Source organism: Ancylobacter rudongensis (assembly GCF_900100155.1).
Lineage (GTDB): Bacteria > Pseudomonadota > Alphaproteobacteria > Rhizobiales > Xanthobacteraceae > Ancylobacter > Ancylobacter rudongensis.
Genome location: NZ_FMTP01000001.1, coordinates 52,819 through 71,346 on the forward strand (window position 1 = coordinate 52,819; position 18,528 = coordinate 71,346).

At 66.9% G+C, this 18,528-nt stretch carries 19 protein-coding genes; 16 read left to right on the plus strand and 3 right to left on the minus strand.

The features are described 5' to 3' along the window. Positions 1 to 357: 357 nt before the first annotated feature. From BLO63_RS00220 to BLO63_RS00245, 6 genes are read left to right on the plus strand one after another with little or no spacing between them, the layout of a single operon-like run. A complete protein-coding gene (locus tag BLO63_RS00220; RefSeq protein ID WP_091435735.1) occupies positions 358 to 3,213 on the plus strand; it encodes a monovalent cation/H+ antiporter subunit A in 2,856 nt (951 codons plus the stop codon). A gap of 3 nt (positions 3,214 to 3,216) precedes the next feature. Beyond that, positions 3,217 to 3,615, plus strand: coding sequence for a Na+/H+ antiporter subunit C (locus BLO63_RS00225; protein ID WP_091435737.1), 399 nt, complete (start codon positions 3,217 to 3,219; stop codon positions 3,613 to 3,615). Continuing rightward, entirely contained in the window at positions 3,612 to 5,141 is a 1,530-nt protein-coding gene (locus tag BLO63_RS00230) for a monovalent cation/H+ antiporter subunit D (protein WP_091435739.1), read from the plus strand. Before BLO63_RS00225 ends, BLO63_RS00230 begins: the two co-directional genes overlap by 4 nt. Positions 5,142 to 5,145: 4 nt before the next feature. Then, positions 5,146 to 5,637, plus strand: coding sequence for a Na+/H+ antiporter subunit E (locus BLO63_RS00235; RefSeq protein WP_091435741.1), 492 nt, complete (start codon positions 5,146 to 5,148; stop codon positions 5,635 to 5,637). Beyond that, the gene (locus tag BLO63_RS00240; RefSeq protein ID WP_091435742.1) at positions 5,634 to 5,903 is read left to right on the plus strand and encodes a K+/H+ antiporter subunit F; all 270 of its coding nucleotides are present in this window, start codon (positions 5,634 to 5,636) and stop codon (positions 5,901 to 5,903) included. Before BLO63_RS00235 ends, BLO63_RS00240 begins: the two co-directional genes overlap by 4 nt. Positions 5,904 to 5,910: 7 nt before the next feature. Then, positions 5,911 to 6,285 carry a Na+/H+ antiporter subunit G gene (locus tag BLO63_RS00245; RefSeq protein WP_091435744.1) on the plus strand — a complete coding sequence of 125 codons (375 nt, stop codon included), beginning with the start codon at positions 5,911 to 5,913 and terminating at the stop codon, positions 6,283 to 6,285. Between the two features lie 26 nt (positions 6,286 to 6,311). Here BLO63_RS00245 and BLO63_RS00250 read toward each other — a convergent pair whose 3' ends face one another. Next, on the minus strand, positions 6,312 to 6,944 hold the full coding sequence (locus tag BLO63_RS00250; protein WP_091435746.1) for a pyridoxamine 5'-phosphate oxidase family protein: 633 nt from the start codon (positions 6,942 to 6,944) through the stop codon (positions 6,312 to 6,314). 207 nt (positions 6,945 to 7,151) lie between these two features. Here BLO63_RS00250 and BLO63_RS00255 point away from each other — a divergent pair, with 207 nt between their 5' ends. Next, the gene (locus BLO63_RS00255; protein ID WP_205409234.1) at positions 7,152 to 7,406 is read left to right on the plus strand and encodes a BrnA antitoxin family protein; all 255 of its coding nucleotides are present in this window, start codon (positions 7,152 to 7,154) and stop codon (positions 7,404 to 7,406) included. Positions 7,407 to 7,449: 43 nt separating this feature from the next. On the opposite strand, the gene BLO63_RS00260 is transcribed toward BLO63_RS00255, so the two are convergent. Further along, on the minus strand, positions 7,450 to 7,716 hold the full coding sequence (locus tag BLO63_RS00260; protein WP_091435749.1) for a hypothetical protein: 267 nt from the start codon (positions 7,714 to 7,716) through the stop codon (positions 7,450 to 7,452). A gap of 281 nt (positions 7,717 to 7,997) precedes the next feature. Here BLO63_RS00260 and BLO63_RS00265 point away from each other — a divergent pair, with 281 nt between their 5' ends. The 7 genes from BLO63_RS00265 to BLO63_RS00295 all read left to right on the plus strand — a co-directional run bounded on the left by BLO63_RS00265 (position 7,998) and on the right by BLO63_RS00295 (position 13,712). After that, positions 7,998 to 8,309, plus strand: a complete 312-nt coding sequence (locus BLO63_RS00265; RefSeq protein WP_091435751.1) for a hypothetical protein — start codon at positions 7,998 to 8,000, stop codon at positions 8,307 to 8,309. Between the two features lie 44 nt (positions 8,310 to 8,353). Further along, positions 8,354 to 8,992: a hypothetical protein gene (locus BLO63_RS00270; protein ID WP_091435753.1), complete on the plus strand. Its 639-nt coding sequence runs from the start codon at positions 8,354 to 8,356 to the stop codon at positions 8,990 to 8,992. 219 nt (positions 8,993 to 9,211) lie between these two features. Then, the gene (locus BLO63_RS00275; protein ID WP_091435754.1) at positions 9,212 to 10,531 is read left to right on the plus strand and encodes an NtaA/DmoA family FMN-dependent monooxygenase; all 1,320 of its coding nucleotides are present in this window, start codon (positions 9,212 to 9,214) and stop codon (positions 10,529 to 10,531) included. Positions 10,532 to 10,575: 44 nt separating this feature from the next. Continuing rightward, positions 10,576 to 11,424, plus strand: coding sequence for a transporter substrate-binding domain-containing protein (locus tag BLO63_RS00280; RefSeq protein ID WP_091435756.1), 849 nt, complete (start codon positions 10,576 to 10,578; stop codon positions 11,422 to 11,424). 31 nt (positions 11,425 to 11,455) lie between these two features. Then, the gene (locus BLO63_RS00285) at positions 11,456 to 12,184 is read left to right on the plus strand and encodes an ABC transporter permease (protein ID WP_091435758.1); all 729 of its coding nucleotides are present in this window, start codon (positions 11,456 to 11,458) and stop codon (positions 12,182 to 12,184) included. Next, positions 12,181 to 12,948, plus strand: coding sequence for an ABC transporter permease (locus BLO63_RS00290; protein WP_091435760.1), 768 nt, complete (start codon positions 12,181 to 12,183; stop codon positions 12,946 to 12,948). Before BLO63_RS00285 ends, BLO63_RS00290 begins: the two co-directional genes overlap by 4 nt. Further along, complete coding sequence (locus tag BLO63_RS00295; protein WP_091435762.1) at positions 12,945 to 13,712, plus strand: amino acid ABC transporter ATP-binding protein; 768 nt, start codon at positions 12,945 to 12,947, stop codon at positions 13,710 to 13,712. Before BLO63_RS00290 ends, BLO63_RS00295 begins: the two co-directional genes overlap by 4 nt. A gap of 128 nt (positions 13,713 to 13,840) precedes the next feature. Here BLO63_RS00295 and BLO63_RS00300 read toward each other — a convergent pair whose 3' ends face one another. Further along, complete coding sequence (locus BLO63_RS00300) at positions 13,841 to 15,154, minus strand: NtaA/DmoA family FMN-dependent monooxygenase (protein ID WP_091435764.1); 1,314 nt, start codon at positions 15,152 to 15,154, stop codon at positions 13,841 to 13,843. Positions 15,155 to 15,446: 292 nt separating this feature from the next. Here BLO63_RS00300 and BLO63_RS00305 point away from each other — a divergent pair, with 292 nt between their 5' ends. After that, positions 15,447 to 16,478, plus strand: a complete 1,032-nt coding sequence (locus BLO63_RS00305) for a LysR family transcriptional regulator (protein ID WP_091435765.1) — start codon at positions 15,447 to 15,449, stop codon at positions 16,476 to 16,478. Between the two features lie 279 nt (positions 16,479 to 16,757). Further along, on the plus strand, positions 16,758 to 18,473 hold the full coding sequence (locus tag BLO63_RS00310) for a hypothetical protein (protein WP_143007040.1): 1,716 nt from the start codon (positions 16,758 to 16,760) through the stop codon (positions 18,471 to 18,473). Positions 18,474 to 18,528 lie beyond the last annotated feature (55 nt).

Here is an 18,528-nt window from a genome sequence, read left to right on the forward strand (position 1 = left end):
GCAGGAGCTGCCTTGCATGAGATCATCTGACGTCCATTTTCCGTCTTCTCGCTCTATTAGGTCGCATCGCGACATGCCCGCGAGCGTTCGGCCCATTGCGTTTTGCCTGAGCTTTGCCCCGCTCGCATCGGCCAGCCACTAGTCTTATCGAAACTGCGGCGGAACAGGATTGTCACGATTGTCTCCGAAAGATTGTGATTTCAAGGGTTTGGCCGGGGTGTGCGGCCGCCATCCGCGCCGCGCCCGTGGCCTTCGGCCCGCCATGCGTCCGCCGCAGGGGGCGCGCGGCGCGTCCGTCGCCCCGGCGCGGCACGGGCAGCGCATGGATGGGTTGGCAATCTGCGGGATGGCCGTCTGATGGTGCTCTGGCTCATTCCCCTGCTGCCGCTGATCGGTGCCATTCTGCCCGCGCTCCTCATCCGCTCGGGCCGCGATGTCTGCGCCAGCGCGACCGGCTTCGTGTCGCTGGCGGCGCTCGGCCTGCTGCTGTCGCAGGCGCCGGCGGTGTTCGCCGGCGAGGTGGTGCGCGTCAGCCTGCCCTGGGTGCCGCAGATCCAGCTCTCCTTCTCCTTCATGCTGGACGGACTGGGTTTCTTCTTCGCGGCGATGATCCTCATCATCGGCCTGCTGGTCATTCTCTACGCCCGGTTCTATCTCGACCGCGCCGACCCGATGGGGCGCTTCTACGCCTATCTCCTGCTGTTCCAGGGGGCGATGCTGGGCGTGGTGCTGTCCAACAACGTCATCCTCCTGCTGGTGTTCTGGGAACTCACCAGCCTCACCTCCTTCCTGCTGATCGGCTTCTGGCGCCATCTCGCCGAGGCGCGGCAGGGCGCGCGCATGGCCCTCATCGTCACCGGCGGCGGCGGGCTCGCTTTGATCGGCGGGCTGCTGCTGCTGGGCAATATCGCCGGCAGCTATGAGATCTCCGAGATCCTGGCGCGCGGCGACCTGATCAAGGCCTCGCCGCTCTATCTGCCGGCGCTGGTGCTGATTCTGCTCGGCGCCTTCACCAAGAGCGCGCAGTTCCCGTTCCATTTCTGGCTGCCGCATGCGATGGCGGCGCCGACCCCGGTCTCGGCCTATCTGCATTCGGCCACCATGGTGAAGGCGGGCATCTTCCTGCTGGCGCGGCTGTGGCCGGCGCTGGCCGGCACCGAGGCGTGGTTCCTCATCGTGGCGCCGGTCGGGCTCGCGACCATGGTCATCGGCGCGTGGATCGCCAATTTCCGCACTGATCTGAAGAGCCTGCTGGCCTTTTCCACCGTGAGCCATCTCGGCCTCATCACCATGCTGCTCGGCCTCGGCACCAAGATGGCGGCGGTGGCGGCGGTGTTCCACATTCTCAACCACGCCACCTTCAAGGCGGCGCTGTTCCTCAGTGCCGGCATTGTCGACCACGAGGCCGGCACGCGCGATGTGCGCCGGCTCGGCGGCCTCGCCGGGCTGATGCCGATCACCGCGACGCTGGCGATGCTGGCCACCGCCTCGATGGCGGGCGTGCCGCTGTTCAACGGCTTCCTGTCGAAGGAAATGATGCTGGAGGAGGCCGCCCACACCTCCTATGCCGGCATCACCTGGCTGTTCCCGGTGCTGGCGACCGTCGGCGCGCTGCTCTCGGTCGCCTATTGCGCGCGCTTTGCCATCCGCACCTTTCTCGGCCCGGTCCGGCACGATTATCCCCATCACCCGCACGATCCGCCGGTGGGCATGTGGCTGCCCGTCGCCTTGCTCATCGTGCCGGTGATCGCCATCGGCCTGTTTCCCGGCGCGGTGGCGGGCGCTCTGGTGGCGCTCACCGCCGGCGCGGTCATCGGCGGGCCGCTGCCCGATTACTATCTCGCGCTCTGGCACGGGCTGACGCCGGCGCTGGTCATGAGCGTCCTCGCCTTTGCCGGCGGCGCCGTGTTCTTCCTGACGCAGGCGCGGGTGGACGCGCTGCGGCGGCACTTCCCGCGGCCCGAGGCGCGCGACATGTTCGAGGCCGCCTCCAACGCCGTGGTACTCGCCGCCCGCCGCCTTACCGCGTGGGTGCATGACGGTTCGCTCGCCTTCTATCTCAGGGTGATCCTCGCCGTGCTGATCGCCGCCGGCATCTTTGCCATGGCGAGCGCGCCGCATGCGGCCGGGACGCGGGCGATGCTCCCGGTCACGCTGCCGGCCCTGGTCGCCTGGCTGGCGCTGGTGGTGGCGTGCCTCGCCACGATGATGCGCCACAGCGACCGGTTGCTGGCGCTGATCCTGACCAGCGTGGTCGGGTTGATCGTGGCGTTGGGCTTCGTGCAGTTCTCGGCGCCCGACCTGGCGCTGACCCAGGTCTCGGTCGATGTCGTCACCACCATATTGATGCTGCTGGCGCTCAATCTTCTGCCCAAGACCAGCCCCCGGGAATTCAGCCTGCCGGCGCGCTGGCGCGACGGCGCGCTCGCCGGCATTGGCGGGCTAGGCATTGGCGGGCTCGCCTATGCGGTGATGACGCGCGACGGCACCTCGATCGCCGACTATTTCCTCGCGCAGTCGAAGCCGGGCGGGGGCGGGACCAATGTGGTCAACGTCATCCTGGTCGACTTCCGCGGCTATGACACCTTTGCCGAGATCATCGTGCTCGGCATTGCGGCGGTGGCGATCTTCGCCCTGCTCGATCCCAAGCTGCCGGCCGGGGCGCTGCGGCGGGTGCGGGCGCTGCAGCCGAAGGTGGAATCGGGCGACGTCCATCCGCCGATGCTGGTCGTGGCGGCGCGCGCCATGCTGCCGCTGGCGCTGGCGGTGGGGGTGTTCATCTTCCTGCGCGGGCACAACCAGCCGGGCGGCGGCTTCATCGCCGGCCTCGTGGTGGCGATCGCGCTGATGCTGCAATATATCGCCTCCGGCTATCGCTGGGTGGCCGATCGCAAGCGGCTGGATTCCCAGGCGATGATCGGCGCCGGAATCGGCATTGCCGGGCTCACCGGCATCGCCGCCTGGGCGTTCGGTCTGCCCTTCCTCACCAGCAATTTCGGCTATTTCACTTTGCCGGTGGTCGGCACCTTCGAGCTGGCCTCGGCGCTGCTGTTCGACCTCGGCGTCTTCCTCACCGTGGTGGGGGTGATGGTGCTCTCGCTGGCGCAGCTCTCGCGCGTCGGCCAGCATGTGGACCCGCTGCCGACGCCGGAACAGCCGATGGACCTGCCGCTCGCGGCCCCGCCCCCGTACCACCAGCCGAGGGAGGCCTGAGCCATGGAGATCCTCGTCGCCAGCGCCATCGGCCTGATGACCGCGACCGGCCTGTTCCTGATCCTGCAGGGGCGCAGCTTCCCGGTCATTGTCGGCCTGACTTTCCTCTCCTACGCGGTCAACGCCTTCCTGTTCGCCATGGGCCGGCTCACCGTCGACCTACCGCCGATCATCACGCCGGGAGCGGCCTATACCGACCCGCTGCCGCAGGCGCTGGTGCTCACCGCCATCGTCATCTCCTTCGGCATGACGGCGCTGATCGTGGTGCTGGGGCTGCGTGGCTTCCTGGAGACCGGCTCGGACCGCACCGATCTCAGCCTCGCCGACGCGGCCGAGGAACATGTTCCCGCGCCGGAAGGCGAGGATGCCGGCCGCGAGCGCGGTGGGGCGGCACGGGCATGAACAACTGGATCATCATGCCGGCGGTGCTGCCGGCCTTCACCGCGGCCTTCCTGCTGCTGACGCTGCGGCACCGGCTGGTTGCCCAGCGCATCGTCTCCATCGTCGCCACCGCGCTCGGCCTGCTGGTGGCCGTCGGCCTCGCGGTGCAGGCCTCCGACGGGGTGCCGCAGGCCTATCGGCTGGGCGACTGGCCGGCGCCCTTCGGCATCGTGCTGGTGCTCGACCGGCTGTCGGCGACCCTGCTGGTGCTGACCGGCGTTCTGGCCCTGTGCGTCGTGCTCTACGCTGCCGCCGGCTGGGACCGGCGCGGGCAGCATTTCCACACCCTGCTGCAGTTCCAGCTGCTCGGCATCAACGGCGCCTTCCTCACCGGCGACGTGTTCAACCTGTTCGTGTTCTTCGAGGTCATGCTGATCGCCTCCTATGGGCTGATGCTGCATGGCGGCGGCGCGGCGCGGCTGAAGGCGGGCTTCCACTATGTCGCCATCAACCTCATCGCCTCGGCGCTGTTCCTCATCGGCGTCGGGCTGATCTATGCCGTCACCGGCACGCTCAACATGGCCGATCTCGCCATGAAGGTGCCGGAGGTCGCGCCGGCCGATCAGGGCCTGTTGAAGGCCGGCGCGCTGCTGCTGTTCCTGGTGTTCGCCACCAAGGCGGCGCTGGTGCCGCTGCACTGGTGGCTGCCGGCGACCTATGCCGCCACCTCGGCCCCGGCCGCCGCCATCTTCATGATCATGACCAAGGTCGGCGCCTACGCCATCCTGCGCGTCTATGGGCTGGTGTTCGGCGCGGAGGCCGGCGCACTGGCGCTGGTCGCCGCGCCCTTCGTCCTGCCGGCGGCGGTGGCGACGCTGCTGCTCGGCACGGTCGGCGTGGTCGGCAGCCGCAGCCTGCGCAGCCTGTCCGCCTTCGCCATCGTCGCCTCGATGGGCACGCTGCTGATCGCGCTGGGGCTGTTCGACCAAGCCGGCGTCTCCGCCGCGCTTTATTACATCGTCCATTCCTCGCTCGCCGGGGCGGCGCTTTTCCTGCTCGCCGGGCTGGTGCTGGAAGGGCGCGGCACCATGGGGGATCGCCTGCTGCCGGGGCCCGCCATGCGCGGCGAGGTGCTGGTCGGCGGGCTGTTCCTGCTCTGCGCGGTGGCGATGGTCGGCCTGCCGCCGCTGTCGGGCTTCCTCGGCAAGGTGATGATCCTGGAGGCGGTGCGGTCCTCGGCCAGCTGGCCGTGGCTCTGGGCGCTCATCCTCGGCACCAGCCTCGCCCTGACGCTCGGCTTCGTGCGGGCCGGCGCCGTACTGTTCTGGGCCAGCGGGCCGGCGGGCGAGGGGCCGCGCCGGCGGCTCGCCCCCCTGCCGCTGACCGCCATCGTTCTTCTTCTCGCCCTCACCGGCGCCTGGACGGGGGCCGCCGGCCCGGCCATGGTCTGGATGGAGGGCACCGCCCGGCAGGCGCTCGACCGCGCGGCCTATGTCGAGGCGGTGCTGGGCCCGACGAACCACCGTTCCGCCGGGCGTGGGGAGTGAGACGATGATAGCGCGGCTCCTTCCTCATCCGGTCCTGTCGGTCGTCATCGCCGTGGTCTGGTCGCTGCTGCTGAACGAGATCAGCGCTGGCGGCGTCCTTCTCGGCGTGGCGCTGGGCCTGCTCATCCCCTGGTACACCGCCCGTTTCTGGCCGGACCGGGTGCGGCTCAAAGCGCCGCTCACCATCGCCGAATATGTCCTCATCGTGCTGTGGGACATCGTGGTCTCGAACGTGCAGGTGGCCTGGCTCATCCTGTTCCGGCGCGGGGAGAGCCTGCACTCGCGCTATGTCACCGTGCCGCTCGACCTGAAGACGCCGGAGGCGATCGTGGTCTTCGCCGGCACCATCACCATGACCCCCGGCACGGTGAGCGCCGATATCAGCGCCGATGGCCGCGCGCTGCTGGTGCATTGCCTGGAGGCCTCGGACCCGGACGAGGTCGTCGCCACCGTCAAGAGCCGGTATGAGCGCCGGCTGAAGAGGATCTTCGAATGATCGCCACCGCCGCGATGATCGCCGTGGGCGCCGTCGGCCTGTCGCTGGTGCTGACGCTCTATCGGCTGCTCAAGGGGCCGCACGCTCCCGACCGCGTCCTGGCGCTGGACACGCTGGCGATCAACGCCATCGCCCTCATCGTCCTGTTCGGCGTCCTCTTCGCTACCACCATGTATTTCGAGGTGGCGCTGCTGTTCGCCATGGTCGGCTTCGTCACGACGGTGGCGTTCTGCAAATTCCTGTTGCGCGGCAATGTGATCGAGTGAGGCGGTGATGGCATTCGTGGTGGAACTGATCATCAGCGCGCTCCTCGTCATCGGCGCGTTCTTCCTTCTGGTCGGCTCGCTCGGTCTGGCGAAGCTGCCGGACACGATGCGCCGTCTGCACGGGCCGACCAAGGCGACGACGCTGGGCATTGGCAGCCTGCTCATCGCCTCCATGCTGTATTTCTTCACCCAGCACGGCCAGCTCTCCATCCATGAGCTGCTGATCACGCTGTTCCTGTTCCTCACCGCGCCGATCAGCGCCAACATGATCGCCAAGGCGCACATCCTGCGCAGCGCGCGCGAGCGCGAGGCGATCACCCCGGCCGGCGCCGACACCGGCTGGGCGACGCTTCAGCCGCCCGGCCCGGCCAAGGGGCACTGAGAACGGCGCCGCCCGGGCCCGGGGGCTCAGCCGGCTTTTCCCTCCGTTTCGAGGCGGGAGCGAAGGTCAGCATTCTCCGCTTCCAGCTGCGCCAGGCGGTCACGCAGCGGCCGAATGGCCTCCGTGATCTCCGCCTCGGTGAAGCGCGGGGTGATGTGCTGCGGGCAGTTCCAGTCGAAGGCGTCGAGCCGCAGCCGGAACAGCCGCTCCGGCCGGGCGCGGTAGCCCTGCGGGCTCACCTTTTCCGTCAGCTCAGGCACGGCGTCGAGCGCGAGCATCTCGGCATGGGCGTAGATCTTGAGCCGGGTGCGGCGGGGATAGTCCATCAGGAACAGGCAGGCCCGGCCATTGGCGGCAAAATTGCCGGTGCTGATGTACTGGCGGTTGCCGCTGTAATCGGCAAAGGCGAGCGTGCGCTCGTCGATGACGTTGAGAAAGCCGGCCGGCCCGCCCCGGTGCTGGACATAGGGCCAGCCGGTCTCGGACACGCTGGCGATGTAGAAGCTGTCGCGCGCGGCGATGAACAGCTCCTCGCTGCGGGTGAAGCGGTCGGAGGCGCGCTCGCCCCGGAAATCCACCCAGAGATGGTCGACGCCCATCTGCTCCTGCGCCGCGCGGACGCTGGGGGTGATCGCGATGTCGAGGAAGCCGTAGGACATGGGGACCCTCTCCGCCCATTTGAGCCGGGCGCGCAGGAGGGTGGGCGGGCCGAGGCCGCCCCGCAAGGGTGCCGGCTAGATTTATCCGCCGCGTCGCGTGGCTGTGACCGGCCATCCCGGCGCGCGCCCCGCACCGGATAACCCTTCCCGCAGGCTGGCGGGCGGGCCGGGTTGAGTTGTACCCTGCAGGAGATTCGAGGACCCCCTATGGCAATGACCCCCACGAGACGCACCATCGGCTCCGCCCGCGATGTCGCCGAAGCGGCGTTCAAGAGCGCCACCGCCAAGACCGCGCCCAAACTGCCGGAGGCCGCGCCGGCGGCGAAATCCCCGGCCCTGCCGAACGCGAAGGAACTGGTGTCGCTGCGGCTCGACCGGGAGGTGCTGGAGCATTTCCAGAAGGACGGCCCCGGCTGGCAGGAGCGCGTCAACGCCGCCCTGCGCAAGGCGGCAGGGCTTTAAGCCTCCCGCCGGCGCCGCGCGCAGGCCCCCGCTGGACCTCGCCTCAGGAGGGGTCCCGGACGATGACCGGCGGGGCGTTGCACGGCAAGGTGACGCAACTCGGATTGGGGTTGAGCTGACGGGCGGCCGGGGTCGGCTGCGCTGCGGGCTGGTAGGTCTTCGGCGGCTGGCCAGCCTGCTTCGGAGTGGGAGTCGTCGCGCCCGGATTGCGCAAGCCGGGATTGCCCGAATATTGCGCCGTGACGACGCTTGCACTGGCGCAGAGCGCCAGCGCGGTGAGGATGGCCGTGACGGGAAGACGGTTGTTCATGGCATGTCCTTGCACGGTACCCGCTGACTAATCAAGCGCGCCGGCCACCCGGGTCAAGGGCCGGGATAAAGGGGCCGTCGTCAAGGGCCCGCCGTCACCGCCCGTGGCGGATGCGCGCCCCGCGCGGGCCGGCTTTCCCGGCCGCGTTCCGCTTGCCTCATCGGCCTACCTTCCCGCTCCCTGAGCCTGCCCCATCGTCCGCTCCCGGCGTGGCGAGGCTACGGAACTGTTCTGCCTAAATGGCGTTCACTCTTCACATTTTGTGATCAGAGGGCCATCAAATGAAGCACGTTCTGCCCATTCTTGCTGCGGTTGCGATCGCTGTTCCCGCCTGGGCCCAGACCCCGCCGGCCGCTCAGGATCCCGCCACCCCCGCTGTGACCACCGAGAGCGCGGCCCAGCCGGCAATGCCCGCCAAGGGCGCCAACAGCTTCACCGAGGCGCAGGCCAAGGAGCGCATCGAGGCGCGTGGCTTTTCCAATGTGACCGGCCTCGCCAAGGACGCCGATGGCGTCTGGCGCGGCAAGGCCATGAAGGCCGGCGCCCCGCATGACGTCGCGCTCGACTATCAGGGCAACGTCTTTCCGAACTGAATGTAACCAGGATCCCCGACAGGATCCGCTGGGAGGACCCCATCATGGCGACCGTTTCCGGACTTTTCGACAATTATGACGACGCCCTCACGGCCGTGAACAAGCTTCAGGCGCTGGGCATCGACCGCGCCCAGATCAGCCTCGTCGCCAACAATGCCGACGACTGGTATGGCCGCGACACCACGGCCACGCGGACCGAGACCCGCACCGAGGCGCATGACGAGAGCCATGCGGGCGAGGGCGCGGCGACCGGCGCCGGCATCGGTGCCGTGCTCGGCGGCGCCGGCGGCCTGCTCACCGGCCTTGGCCTGATGGCCATTCCCGGCGTCGGCCCGGTGGTGGCGGCCGGCTGGCTGGTGGCGACCGGGGCGGGCCTGGTCGCCGGTGCGGCGGCCGGTGGCGCCGTCGGTGGCATGGTCGGCGCGATGACCTCCGAGGGCGTGCCCGAGGAGCGGGCGCATGTCTATGCCGAGGGCGTGCGCCGCGGCGGCACCGTCGTCTCCGCCCGCGTTCCCGACGAGCATGAGGCTGAGGCCCAGGCCATTCTCGACGACGAGGCCGCGGTCGACGTCACGGCGCGCGAGCGCCTGTATCGCGACGAGGGCTGGACCCGCTTCGACCCCGAGGCGCCGGCCTATACCGCGCCGGAAGTCCAGAAGGAGCGCGCCCGCTATCGCGCGTGACGCTCGCTTCACCGATCAGGATGCCGGGCTCGAAAGGGCCCGGCATTTTCTTTTGCGCGGTTGCTGCAAGGCCAAATCTGCATCCGATTTAGGCAGGCTTAATTCTAAAGCAGACAACCAAGCTTCGCCTCTTGGCGATACTCCCCCCGGGTGTCGCGCCCTTAACCTGCCCTGCGTGTCGATGGAAGTCGGCGCGCGGATCAGGACAAAGGTGCGTAAATGACGGCGAATCCCTTCCATCTCGCCTGGTTTCTCCAGGGCTCCAGCATCCAGGCCTGGGGCGAGCCGTGGACCGGCAATATCGGCCAGGACTGGATGGGTGCCGATCTCTTCGTCGACCTCGTGCGCTCGATGGAGCGGGCCTGCTTCGACTATCTCCTGATCGAGGATTCGATCTATGTCGGCGAGAACTGGCAGAATTCGCGCGACATCTTCCTGAAGGGCGGCATCTGCATTCCCCGGCAGGAGCCGAGCGTTGTCGCCACCCTGCTGGCCGCCTCCACCCGCAAGCTCGGCATCGTGCCGACCCTCTCCACCTTCGCCTACCACCCCTACCTGACCGCCCGCATCGTCTCATCGCTCGACCAGATTTCCGGCGGACGGGCCGGCTGGAACATGGTGACCGGCTCCTCCGATTTCTCCGCCCAGAATTTCGGCATGGACAAGCTGCCCGAGCACGACCAGCGCTATGTCATGGCGGAGGAATATATCGACATCGTCAAGGCGCTGTGGGGCTCGTGGGAGCCGGGCGCCATCATCAACGACCTTGAGAACGGCGTGCTGATCGACCCGGCCAAGGTCCACACCATCGACTATAAGGGCGCCCATTACGCCTCGCGCGGGCCGCTCAATTCCGGGCCCTGCCCGCAGGGGCTGCCTGTCATCGCGCAGGCCGGCGGCTCGAAGAGCGGCCGCAAGATCGCCGCCACCCATGCCGACACCATCGTCGCCGCGCCGAACGGCGTCGCCGCGATGAAGCAGTACCGCGACGATGTGCGCGCCCAGATGGCCGGGATGGGGCGCAACCCCGACGACTGCAAGATCCTGTTCCTGCTCTCGCCCATCGTCGCCGAGACCGAGGACCAGGCGAAATGGGCGGCCGAGCAGCGCCGGGTCTCCGCCGCGCAGAATCTCGACGCGCGCATGGCCCGCTTCGGCTGGAGCACCAATCTCGACCTCTCCAGCCTCGACCTCGACACGCCGGTGAGCCAGCTCAGCCTGACCACCAATGGCCACCAGTCCTCGCTCTCGCAATTCCTCACCCGCGCCGGCGACAAGCCGCTGCGCGAGGCGATGATCGACCATGTCAGCTGCGGCTATTGCGTCGATGTCGTCGGCACGCCGGACAGCGTCGCCAGCCAGATGGACGAGATCATGCAGGAGATCGGCGGCGACGGCTTCCTCATCGCGCTGTCGGATGTCTCGCGCCGCTCCGTCTCCACCATCACCGACGGGCTGGTGCCGGTGCTGCAGCGCCGCGGCCTGACCCGCCGCGCCTATGAGCATCAGCATCTGCGCGACACGCTGACCGAGTTCTGACCCCCCAGCACCGAACCCTCGCCCCTCACCAGGACACGACGCCGATGATCACATGCCTGCCGCATCATCCTCTCCGCCGGGTCCGCCGGGCCGGTGCCTTCGCCCTCGGCGTGCTCATCGCCAGCGCCGGCCTGTCGGCCGCCTCCGCCGAAAAGCTCAAGCTGGGCAATGAGGGCGTCTACCCCCCGTTCTCCATGGTCGAGGCCTCGGGCACGCTCACCGGCATGGAGCCGGAGCTGGCGCGCGAAATGTGCAAGCGCATCGGCGCCAACTGCGAGATCGTGGTCATGGACTTCAAGGCCCTGATCCCGTCCATGCTGCAGGGCAAGTTCGACGGCATCGTCACCCAGATCTCGCCGACCCCCGAGCGGGTGGAGAAGGCCCTCTTCGCCACGCCGATCGTCTATAATCCGGCGACCTTCATCGTGAAGAAGGACAGCAACTACACGCTCACCAAGGAAGGCGTCACCGGCAAGGGCCTGCGCATCGCCCTGCAGCGCGGCGCCTCGATGGTGCCCTACATCCACAAGCACTTCGGCAAGGACACCTTCGTCGAGGTCTATTACGACAATCCCGACCAGATGAAGCTCGACCTGCTCGCGGGCCGGCTCGACCTCGTCTTCGATTCCAAGATCAACTGGACGCTGGAGCTGATCGCCAAGCCTGAGGGCAAGGACTACATGCTCGCCGGCGGCGACCACTGGCTGGGCGACCCCGCCATTCCCGAGGCCGAGCGCGGCTATAGCTGGATCTTCCCGAAGAAGAGCGAAGCGCTGGTCGCGCGCGTCAACACCGCGCTGGCCGAGATGATCAAGGACTGCACCTACACCACCATCCGCAAGAAATACGTGCCGGTGGCCACGCTCGCGGCGGAAGCCCCTTGCGACAAGTGACCTGACCCGCGCGCCCACCGGAGAACGGCGGATGACGAACCTCTCCCTTGCCGATTTGGCAGGCTATCTGCGCCAGCTCGGCGAGGGAGCGCTCATCACGCTGGAGCTGTTCCTCGCCAGCTTCACCCTGGCCTTCGTGCTTGGCGTGCTGATCGGCGTCGCGACGCTCTCGCGCAACAGGATCATCCGCGCCGCCTGGCGGGTTTACGCCTCGATCTTCATGGGCGTGCCCTCGCTGCTGGTGATCTTCCTGATCTTCTATGGCGGCAGCGCCATGCTGGCGGCGGTGCTGGGCGAGTTCGGCGCCCGGATCGACATTTCCCCCTTCGGCGCCGGCGTCGCGGCGCTCGGCATCGTCTATGCCGCCTATGTCGCCGAGCTGGTGCGCGGGGCGATCGAGAACCTGCCCAAAGGCCAGTTCGAGGGCGCCCGCGCGCTCGCCATTCCCCCCTTCATCATGTGGGGGCGGGTGATCCTGCCGCAGGTGATGCGGCTCGCGCTCCCCGGCCTCGTCAATGTGTGGAGCTTCATGCTGAAGGAGACGCCGCTGGTCTCGCTCGCCGGGCTGCAGGATCTGGTGGCAGCCGCCAAGATCGCGGCGGGCGCGACCAAGGAACCCTTCATCTTCTTCATTGCCACCGCGCTGGTGTTCATCGCCTTCAGTGCTGCCAGCCTCTGGCTGGCCAACCGGCTGGAGACCCGGCTCGACCGTGGCCAGCGCCGCGCCCCTGTCCGCTCTCCCGCGCGGGCCGAGGCATGAACGCGCTGCCGATCGATCCCGCCCTTGCCTGGGAGAGCCTGCCGGCGCTGTTTGACGGGCTGGGGGTAACGGTGTTCCTCACCGTGCTGCCGCTCCTCATCGGGCTGGCGCTGGCCTTTCCGATCTGCTTCGCCCGCATGTCGCCCCGGCGGGCTTTGGCGCTGCCGGCGGAGATCTTCGTCGTGTTCTTTCGCGGCGCGCCGCTGCTGATCCTGCTCTATCTCGTCTATTACGGCCTCGGCCAGATCGAGGCGCTGCGCAATGGCCCGTTCTGGATCGTGTTCGGCTCGCCTTTCGGCTGCGCCATCGTCGCGCTCAGTCTCAACCATGCCGCCTATATGGTCGAGGTGCTGCGCGGCAGCCTGCTCGCCGTGCCGCACGGCATTGTCGAGGCCAGCGAGGCGCTCGGCATCACAAGGCGCAATATCTTCCTCTGGGTTCGGATGCCGCTCGCTTTGCGCTACGGGCTGAAGGCCTACCAGAATGAGGTGGTGAGCTTCGTCAAGGGCACCGCCATCGTCTCGGTGGTGACGATCACCGACCTGATGGCGGTGGCCAATTCGATTTTCGAGCAGACCTATGACCCGTTCACGCCCATTCTCTGCGCCGCCGCCTTCTACTGGGCTTTCGTCAACCTGATCCGCGTCGGCTTCACCTTCTGGGGTCGCTGGCTCGGCCGTCACACCGCCGAGGACGCTCCGGTCGCGCTTCCCGGCCGGCAGGGGCTGGGCGGTCTGGCCGGCCGGGTGAAGGTGACGCCATGAGCGCCCGCGCGCACGCTCCCGACCTCGCACCCGAGCCCGCCATTCTCCTCGAACAGGTGGTGAAGCGCTACGGCGCCCATCGCGCGCTGGCCGGTGTCGACCTCCAGGTCCGGCGCGGCGAAAGGCTCGTCATCTGCGGCCCCTCCGGCTCGGGCAAGTCGACCCTCATCCGCTGCATCAACGCGCTGGAGCGGCACGATGCCGGCCGGATCGTGGTCAACGGCATCGCGCTGACCAATGATGAAGGCACGGTGCAGGACATCCGCCAGGAAGTCGGCATGGTGTTCCAGCACTTCAACCTGTTCCCGCACCTCACCGCGCTGGAAAACTGCATGCTCGCCCCGCGGCTCAACCGCGGCCTGTCGAAGGCGCAGGCGGAAAAGCTCGCCATGGCGCATCTGGAGCGGGTGCATCTGGCCGATCAGGCCCGCAAATACCCCGCGAGGCTGTCCGGCGGCCAGCAGCAGCGCGTCGCCATTGCCCGCGCCCTGTGCATGGAGCCGCGCATCCTCCTGTTCGACGAGCCGACCTCGGCGCTCGACCCGGAAATGGTGAAGGAGGTGCTGGGGGTGATCGAGGAACTCGCCGCCAGCGGCGTCACCATGATCTGCGTCACCCATGAAATGGGCTTCGCCCGCCGGGTGGCGGATCGCTGCGTGTTCATGGACCGGGGCGAGATCGTCGAGGAGGGCGACGCGGCCGGCTTCTTCGAGGCGCCCGAAAGCGAACGCCTGCGCCACTTCCTCGCGCAGATCCTGCGCTGATCGGTACGTCATCCCGGCCGAACGCGGAGGCGGCGAGCCGGGATCCTCCTCAGGCAGACGCACGCGATCCCGGATAGGACCTGCCGTCCTTCCGGGATGACGCTGGTGGAAGAGTGGTCAGCCCGCCCTCAGAACTCCCGCAGCAGCTGCCGCAGCGTGGCGCCCTCGGTGTAGCGGGTACGGGCGAGGCCCCGGCGCTGCAGGGCCGGCACCAGCCCCTCGCAGATATCGGTGATGTACTGTCGGCTGATATTGGCGGTGAACGGGCGGGTGATGAGGAAGCCGTCGCCGCCCACTTCCGCCATCACCTCGCCCATGCGCTCGGCCACCTGGTCGGGCGTGCCGATCAGCCCGTCGAGCCCGCGCGAGAGCTGGTCGGCGCAGAGCTGGCGCAGCGTCTTGCCCGAGCCGGTCTGCTGGAAGGCGTCGAGCGAGCCCTGTTCGCCATTGGTGGTGAGGTGGGGCAGGGGGGCGTCGAGGTCGAATGTGGAGAAATCGATATCGGTGATGGCGGCGATCAGCGCCAGCGCCTTCTCGCAATAGTCCGGCGCCTCGATGATGCGCGCGGCCTTCGCCTTCGCCTCTTCCTCGGTCTCGCCGAGAATGGGGGCGACGACGAACAGCACCTTGATCTCGTCCGGGTCGCGCCCGCCGGCTTCGGCCCGTGCCCGCACGTCGTCGCGATAGGCCTTCAGCCCGGCGACGCCCATGGAAGGGGCGATGATGCTGTCGGCGGTCATCGCCGCGAATTGCCGCCCGCGCGGCGAGCCGCCGGCCTGCACGAAGGCGGGGCGCTGCTGCGGCGAGGGCACGCAGTTCAGCGGTCCTCGGCTCTTGAAATACTTGCCCTCGAAATGGATCGGCCGGACCTTGGAGGCGTCGGCATAGGTGCCGGTGGCCCGGTCGCGCACCACGGCATCGGCGTCCCAGCTGCCCCAGAGCTGCTTGCACAGCTCCACATACTCGTCCGCCATGTCGTAGCGCTCCTGGCGCGGCGGCAGCTTGTCCATGCCGAAATTCTCGGCAGCGAGGTCCTCGCCCGAGGTGACGATGTTCCAGCCGAAGCGGCCCTTGCAGAGGCTGTCCAGCGTCGAGCACAGCCGCGCCAGCATGAAGGGCGGGTAGGCCATGGTGGAGAAGGTCGCCACCACGCCGAGATTTTTGGTGTTGGCGCCGATCAGCGCCGCCATCGGCGAGGGGTCGGCCTTCGGCCCCATGATGTTGTGCTTGAGATAGACCTCGTTGGTGCCGCCATAGGCCTCGGAGATCATCAGCGTGTCTTCCAGCATGATGTAGTCGAAGCAAGCGCGCTCCATAGCCTGCGCCATGTCGATGTAGAATTTGCCGTCCCACGGATCGCCGCCGCCGCCGGTGAAGGGCCGCGTCCACTCGTCGACCGCGAAATTGGTGAACCACCCGAGGTGTAGCGGTCGTGGACTCATGACACTGCCTCATCTGCCTGCTCAACACGAGGTGGCAGCCTAGGCCGGGGCGCCGCGCCGCCACCATTGCGAAAAGCCCAAGCGATGTTCCGCTCAGCGGCGGCTCAACATTGGGCAGAGGACGTCCGGGTGGGCAAACACTGTGCAAACGGCCCCGCCGGCAAGCGGCGCGCCCGGCCGCCGCGCGCTGGAAGTTCAGCAACGGCGCGCCGCCGCAGCTGCGGCGCACAAATTGCTATGTGCGCTGCACCGGGGGGAAAGGGGCATCATCGACACGGAGCGAGGCCTAGCCATGTCGCACATCAGCCAGATCTACGATATCGACCTGAAGCTGCTGCGCTGCTTCTGCACCATCGTCGAGGAGAGGAGCTTCACCGCCGCGCAGGCGGCACTCAACCTCTCGCAATCCACCCTCAGCGAGAACCTGAAATCACTGGAGATCCGCCTCGGCACGCGGCTGTGCCGGCGCGGGCCGAAGGGCTTCAAGCTCTTCCGCGAGGGCGAGGTGGTCTACAAGGCGGCGAAGGAACTGTTCGCCTCGGTGGAGGCCTTCAAGCAGAAGGCCTCGAACATCAACCAGAACACCGTCTACGAACTCTCGATCGGCATTCAGGACGGCATTGTCGAGAACCCGTCGGCGCGCCTGCATGACGCCATTCGCCGCTTCTCCGACTATTACCCCAATGTCCGCTTCCGCATGGAGGTCATGCTCGGCTTCCAACTGGCCGGGCGGGTGGCCGACGGCATGCTGCATGTCGGCATCGGGCTGGTGAACGAGCATTACGCCCAACTGAGCTATGAGCACCTGTTCGACGAGCAGGGCTTCATGTGCTGCGGCCACCGGCATCCGCTCTTCGCCATTCCGGAGGAGGAGCTGACGCTGGAGGACATCGAATCCGCCGCCTATTGCAGCCGCGGGCACCTCGAATACTACCATCCCGAGCGCGCCCGCCGCCCCGACACCTGCGGCGACATCGGCCTCGGCATCCAGTCGCAGCTGGCGCTGATCCTGTCGGGGCGCAATATCGGCTATGTGCTCGACCACACGGCGCAGCCGCTCATCGCCAGCGGCGCACTGCGGGCGCTGCGGCCAGACCGGGTGCGGATCGTCAACCCGATCACCGCAATGATGGGTCCCGCCGCCGCCGACTTCAAGCTGGCCCGCCAGTTCGTCGACTGCCTGATCGACGTGCATATGGAACTCGGGCAGAGCCGCCTGCTGCCCCGGCCGGACTATGTCACCAGCTGCGGCACGGTGGTGGACCGGGACGGGGTGTTTCGCGTGCTTTCCACCGCCAAGGCGCCGGCCTTTGCCGGTGCGTGAAGGCGCCGGGCGCGCCGTCAGCCCGTCGCGGCCGACGCCGCCGCGCGGGCGATGCGCCGGCTAAACGTGCGGTTGCATCCTCTCCGCGACATTTTTGCCCGTGTGCGCCGGCGGCGGCTGCCGGCCCCCTGAAATAGCTGAACCTTTCCGGAAGCTTGGTCGTTCGGCCGAGACGGCAGGCGCGCGCGGCGGCGCGAAAAAACACTGATTGCAATCATTGACGATGCAACCTGTAGGTGTCAGGCTGCTGCTCGACTGTTGCAGAGGCTGGGGCCGTGCATGGCGAAATTTGTCATTGATGCCAAGAGCCGAAACGGGCTCTTGAAGTATAAAAGGCCCAACATTGCCGCGCCGGCTGCGCCCGTTCCGTTCGCGCACTGGTCGAACTACCAGTTCGAGGACAGGCATCTTCCGTCACCGGATGCGAAACATGGCTATGTCCCGGTCGAGGAGCCATTGTTCAATGCATCGATCGATTTCAAGGATTTAAAACAGGAGAGGGTCGGCGATTGCTACCTTCTCTCGGCGATCAATGCGCTGATACGCACGCGTCATCCCTCGTTCTTCCTCGCAATGATGGGAAGCACCAGGACGCATGTGCATGTGCGTTTCTTCGCGCCGCGCGGGGCGGGCTTCACGCCGGTGATCGTCAGCGTTCAGCGGACAATATTGAAGGAGATCCGAGGCAGCGGTCATGCCGACATGCAGGGGCATGGTGCGATCTGGCCGTATTTCATCGAGAAGGCCTATGCGTTCTTCCGCGTCTATTACCTCCAGTATCTGCTGAATCAGGACCTGATCCCGCTGCCGGTGCGTCCGGCGCCGCTGCCGGCGCCGCCGCCCTGGCCCTTTCCGCACGCGGTGCAGCCCGTCCCACCCGCGCGCCTGAATGCGCGCTATGCCGTCGACTATAAGGAGGCGCTGGAGGGCGGGTTTTCCGACCTCGCCTATACGCATCTTTGCGGCCGGCCGATGCAAGAAATTTCGGAGCGTTTTGACTTCGTCGACGCGCATGGTGTCGACAAAACGATTGATCAACGTGTTTATCGGGCACAATTACTGCGCTTTGTACTTGACGAGACACTGCCAAGTCCCTTTGCCGAAGCCTGGGACGTTACGCTGGGCCGGTTCCTCGCCCCGTTGCATCGCACGCTTGCGAATTTGACCACGCCATTGGTCGGACCCGCGCTGCCGCCTAACGCGGACATGATCCTGCAGGGCGCGATCCAGCAGCATATATTGCAGACGCGCGCCAATAACCGGCGAGCCATATCGCGTCTGGTGTCGATGCTTGAAAGCAACATTGATCTGATCCGAGAGACGCGGACAAGCGATATACGTCGTATTACGTCGACGATAATACGAAACAATATCGATCTTAGTCTGAATGGTATGGCAAATATCGATTTCGGCGATCTGATAGATCGCTATGTGGCAGTATCATTTCCAGGTAAGCGGGGTACGGGTGAGTACACGGATTATCAGCAGCGGATATTCGATCGTATCACCGCCGTTTGCGGCCCGAATGTTGGCAATAGGGCTGCATTCGCTTCAACGCGAAATATATTTAAGATAAATAATTACTACATAATAAGGAAGGCGATCGAAGGAATGCATAAAGGTCTCGCCTCCGGACATGATTATGAGGTGTCGGGCGTCGACACCATGAATATAAAAAGAAATGGAGCAGAGGCGAGGTTAAAATTCGTATTGATCCGCAATCCATGGCGCGACTACGTCAGAAGCTACAAGTTCAATATGAACGAGCCGGGTAATATCAACCCGACACGGTCGCTTTCCGGTGTCGAGGTGGCGAAGGTGGACGACCTCTCCGAAGACCCCCTGACAAAGCTGCGCAACCAGGCGAAGGGGCTGGCGGACGACGTCAGGAAAATGCAGGCGGAGCTTTCCAGAAGCGCCCGGACGAGCGCCGCATTCCCCGTCGAACTGTCCGACATCACCAAGTTCTTCGATCTTCTTGACGTTGAGGCGTGAGGTTTTCTGTCGCCGACCTCTCAGGCCGCGACGTTCTCAGTAAAGGGCAAGCAAG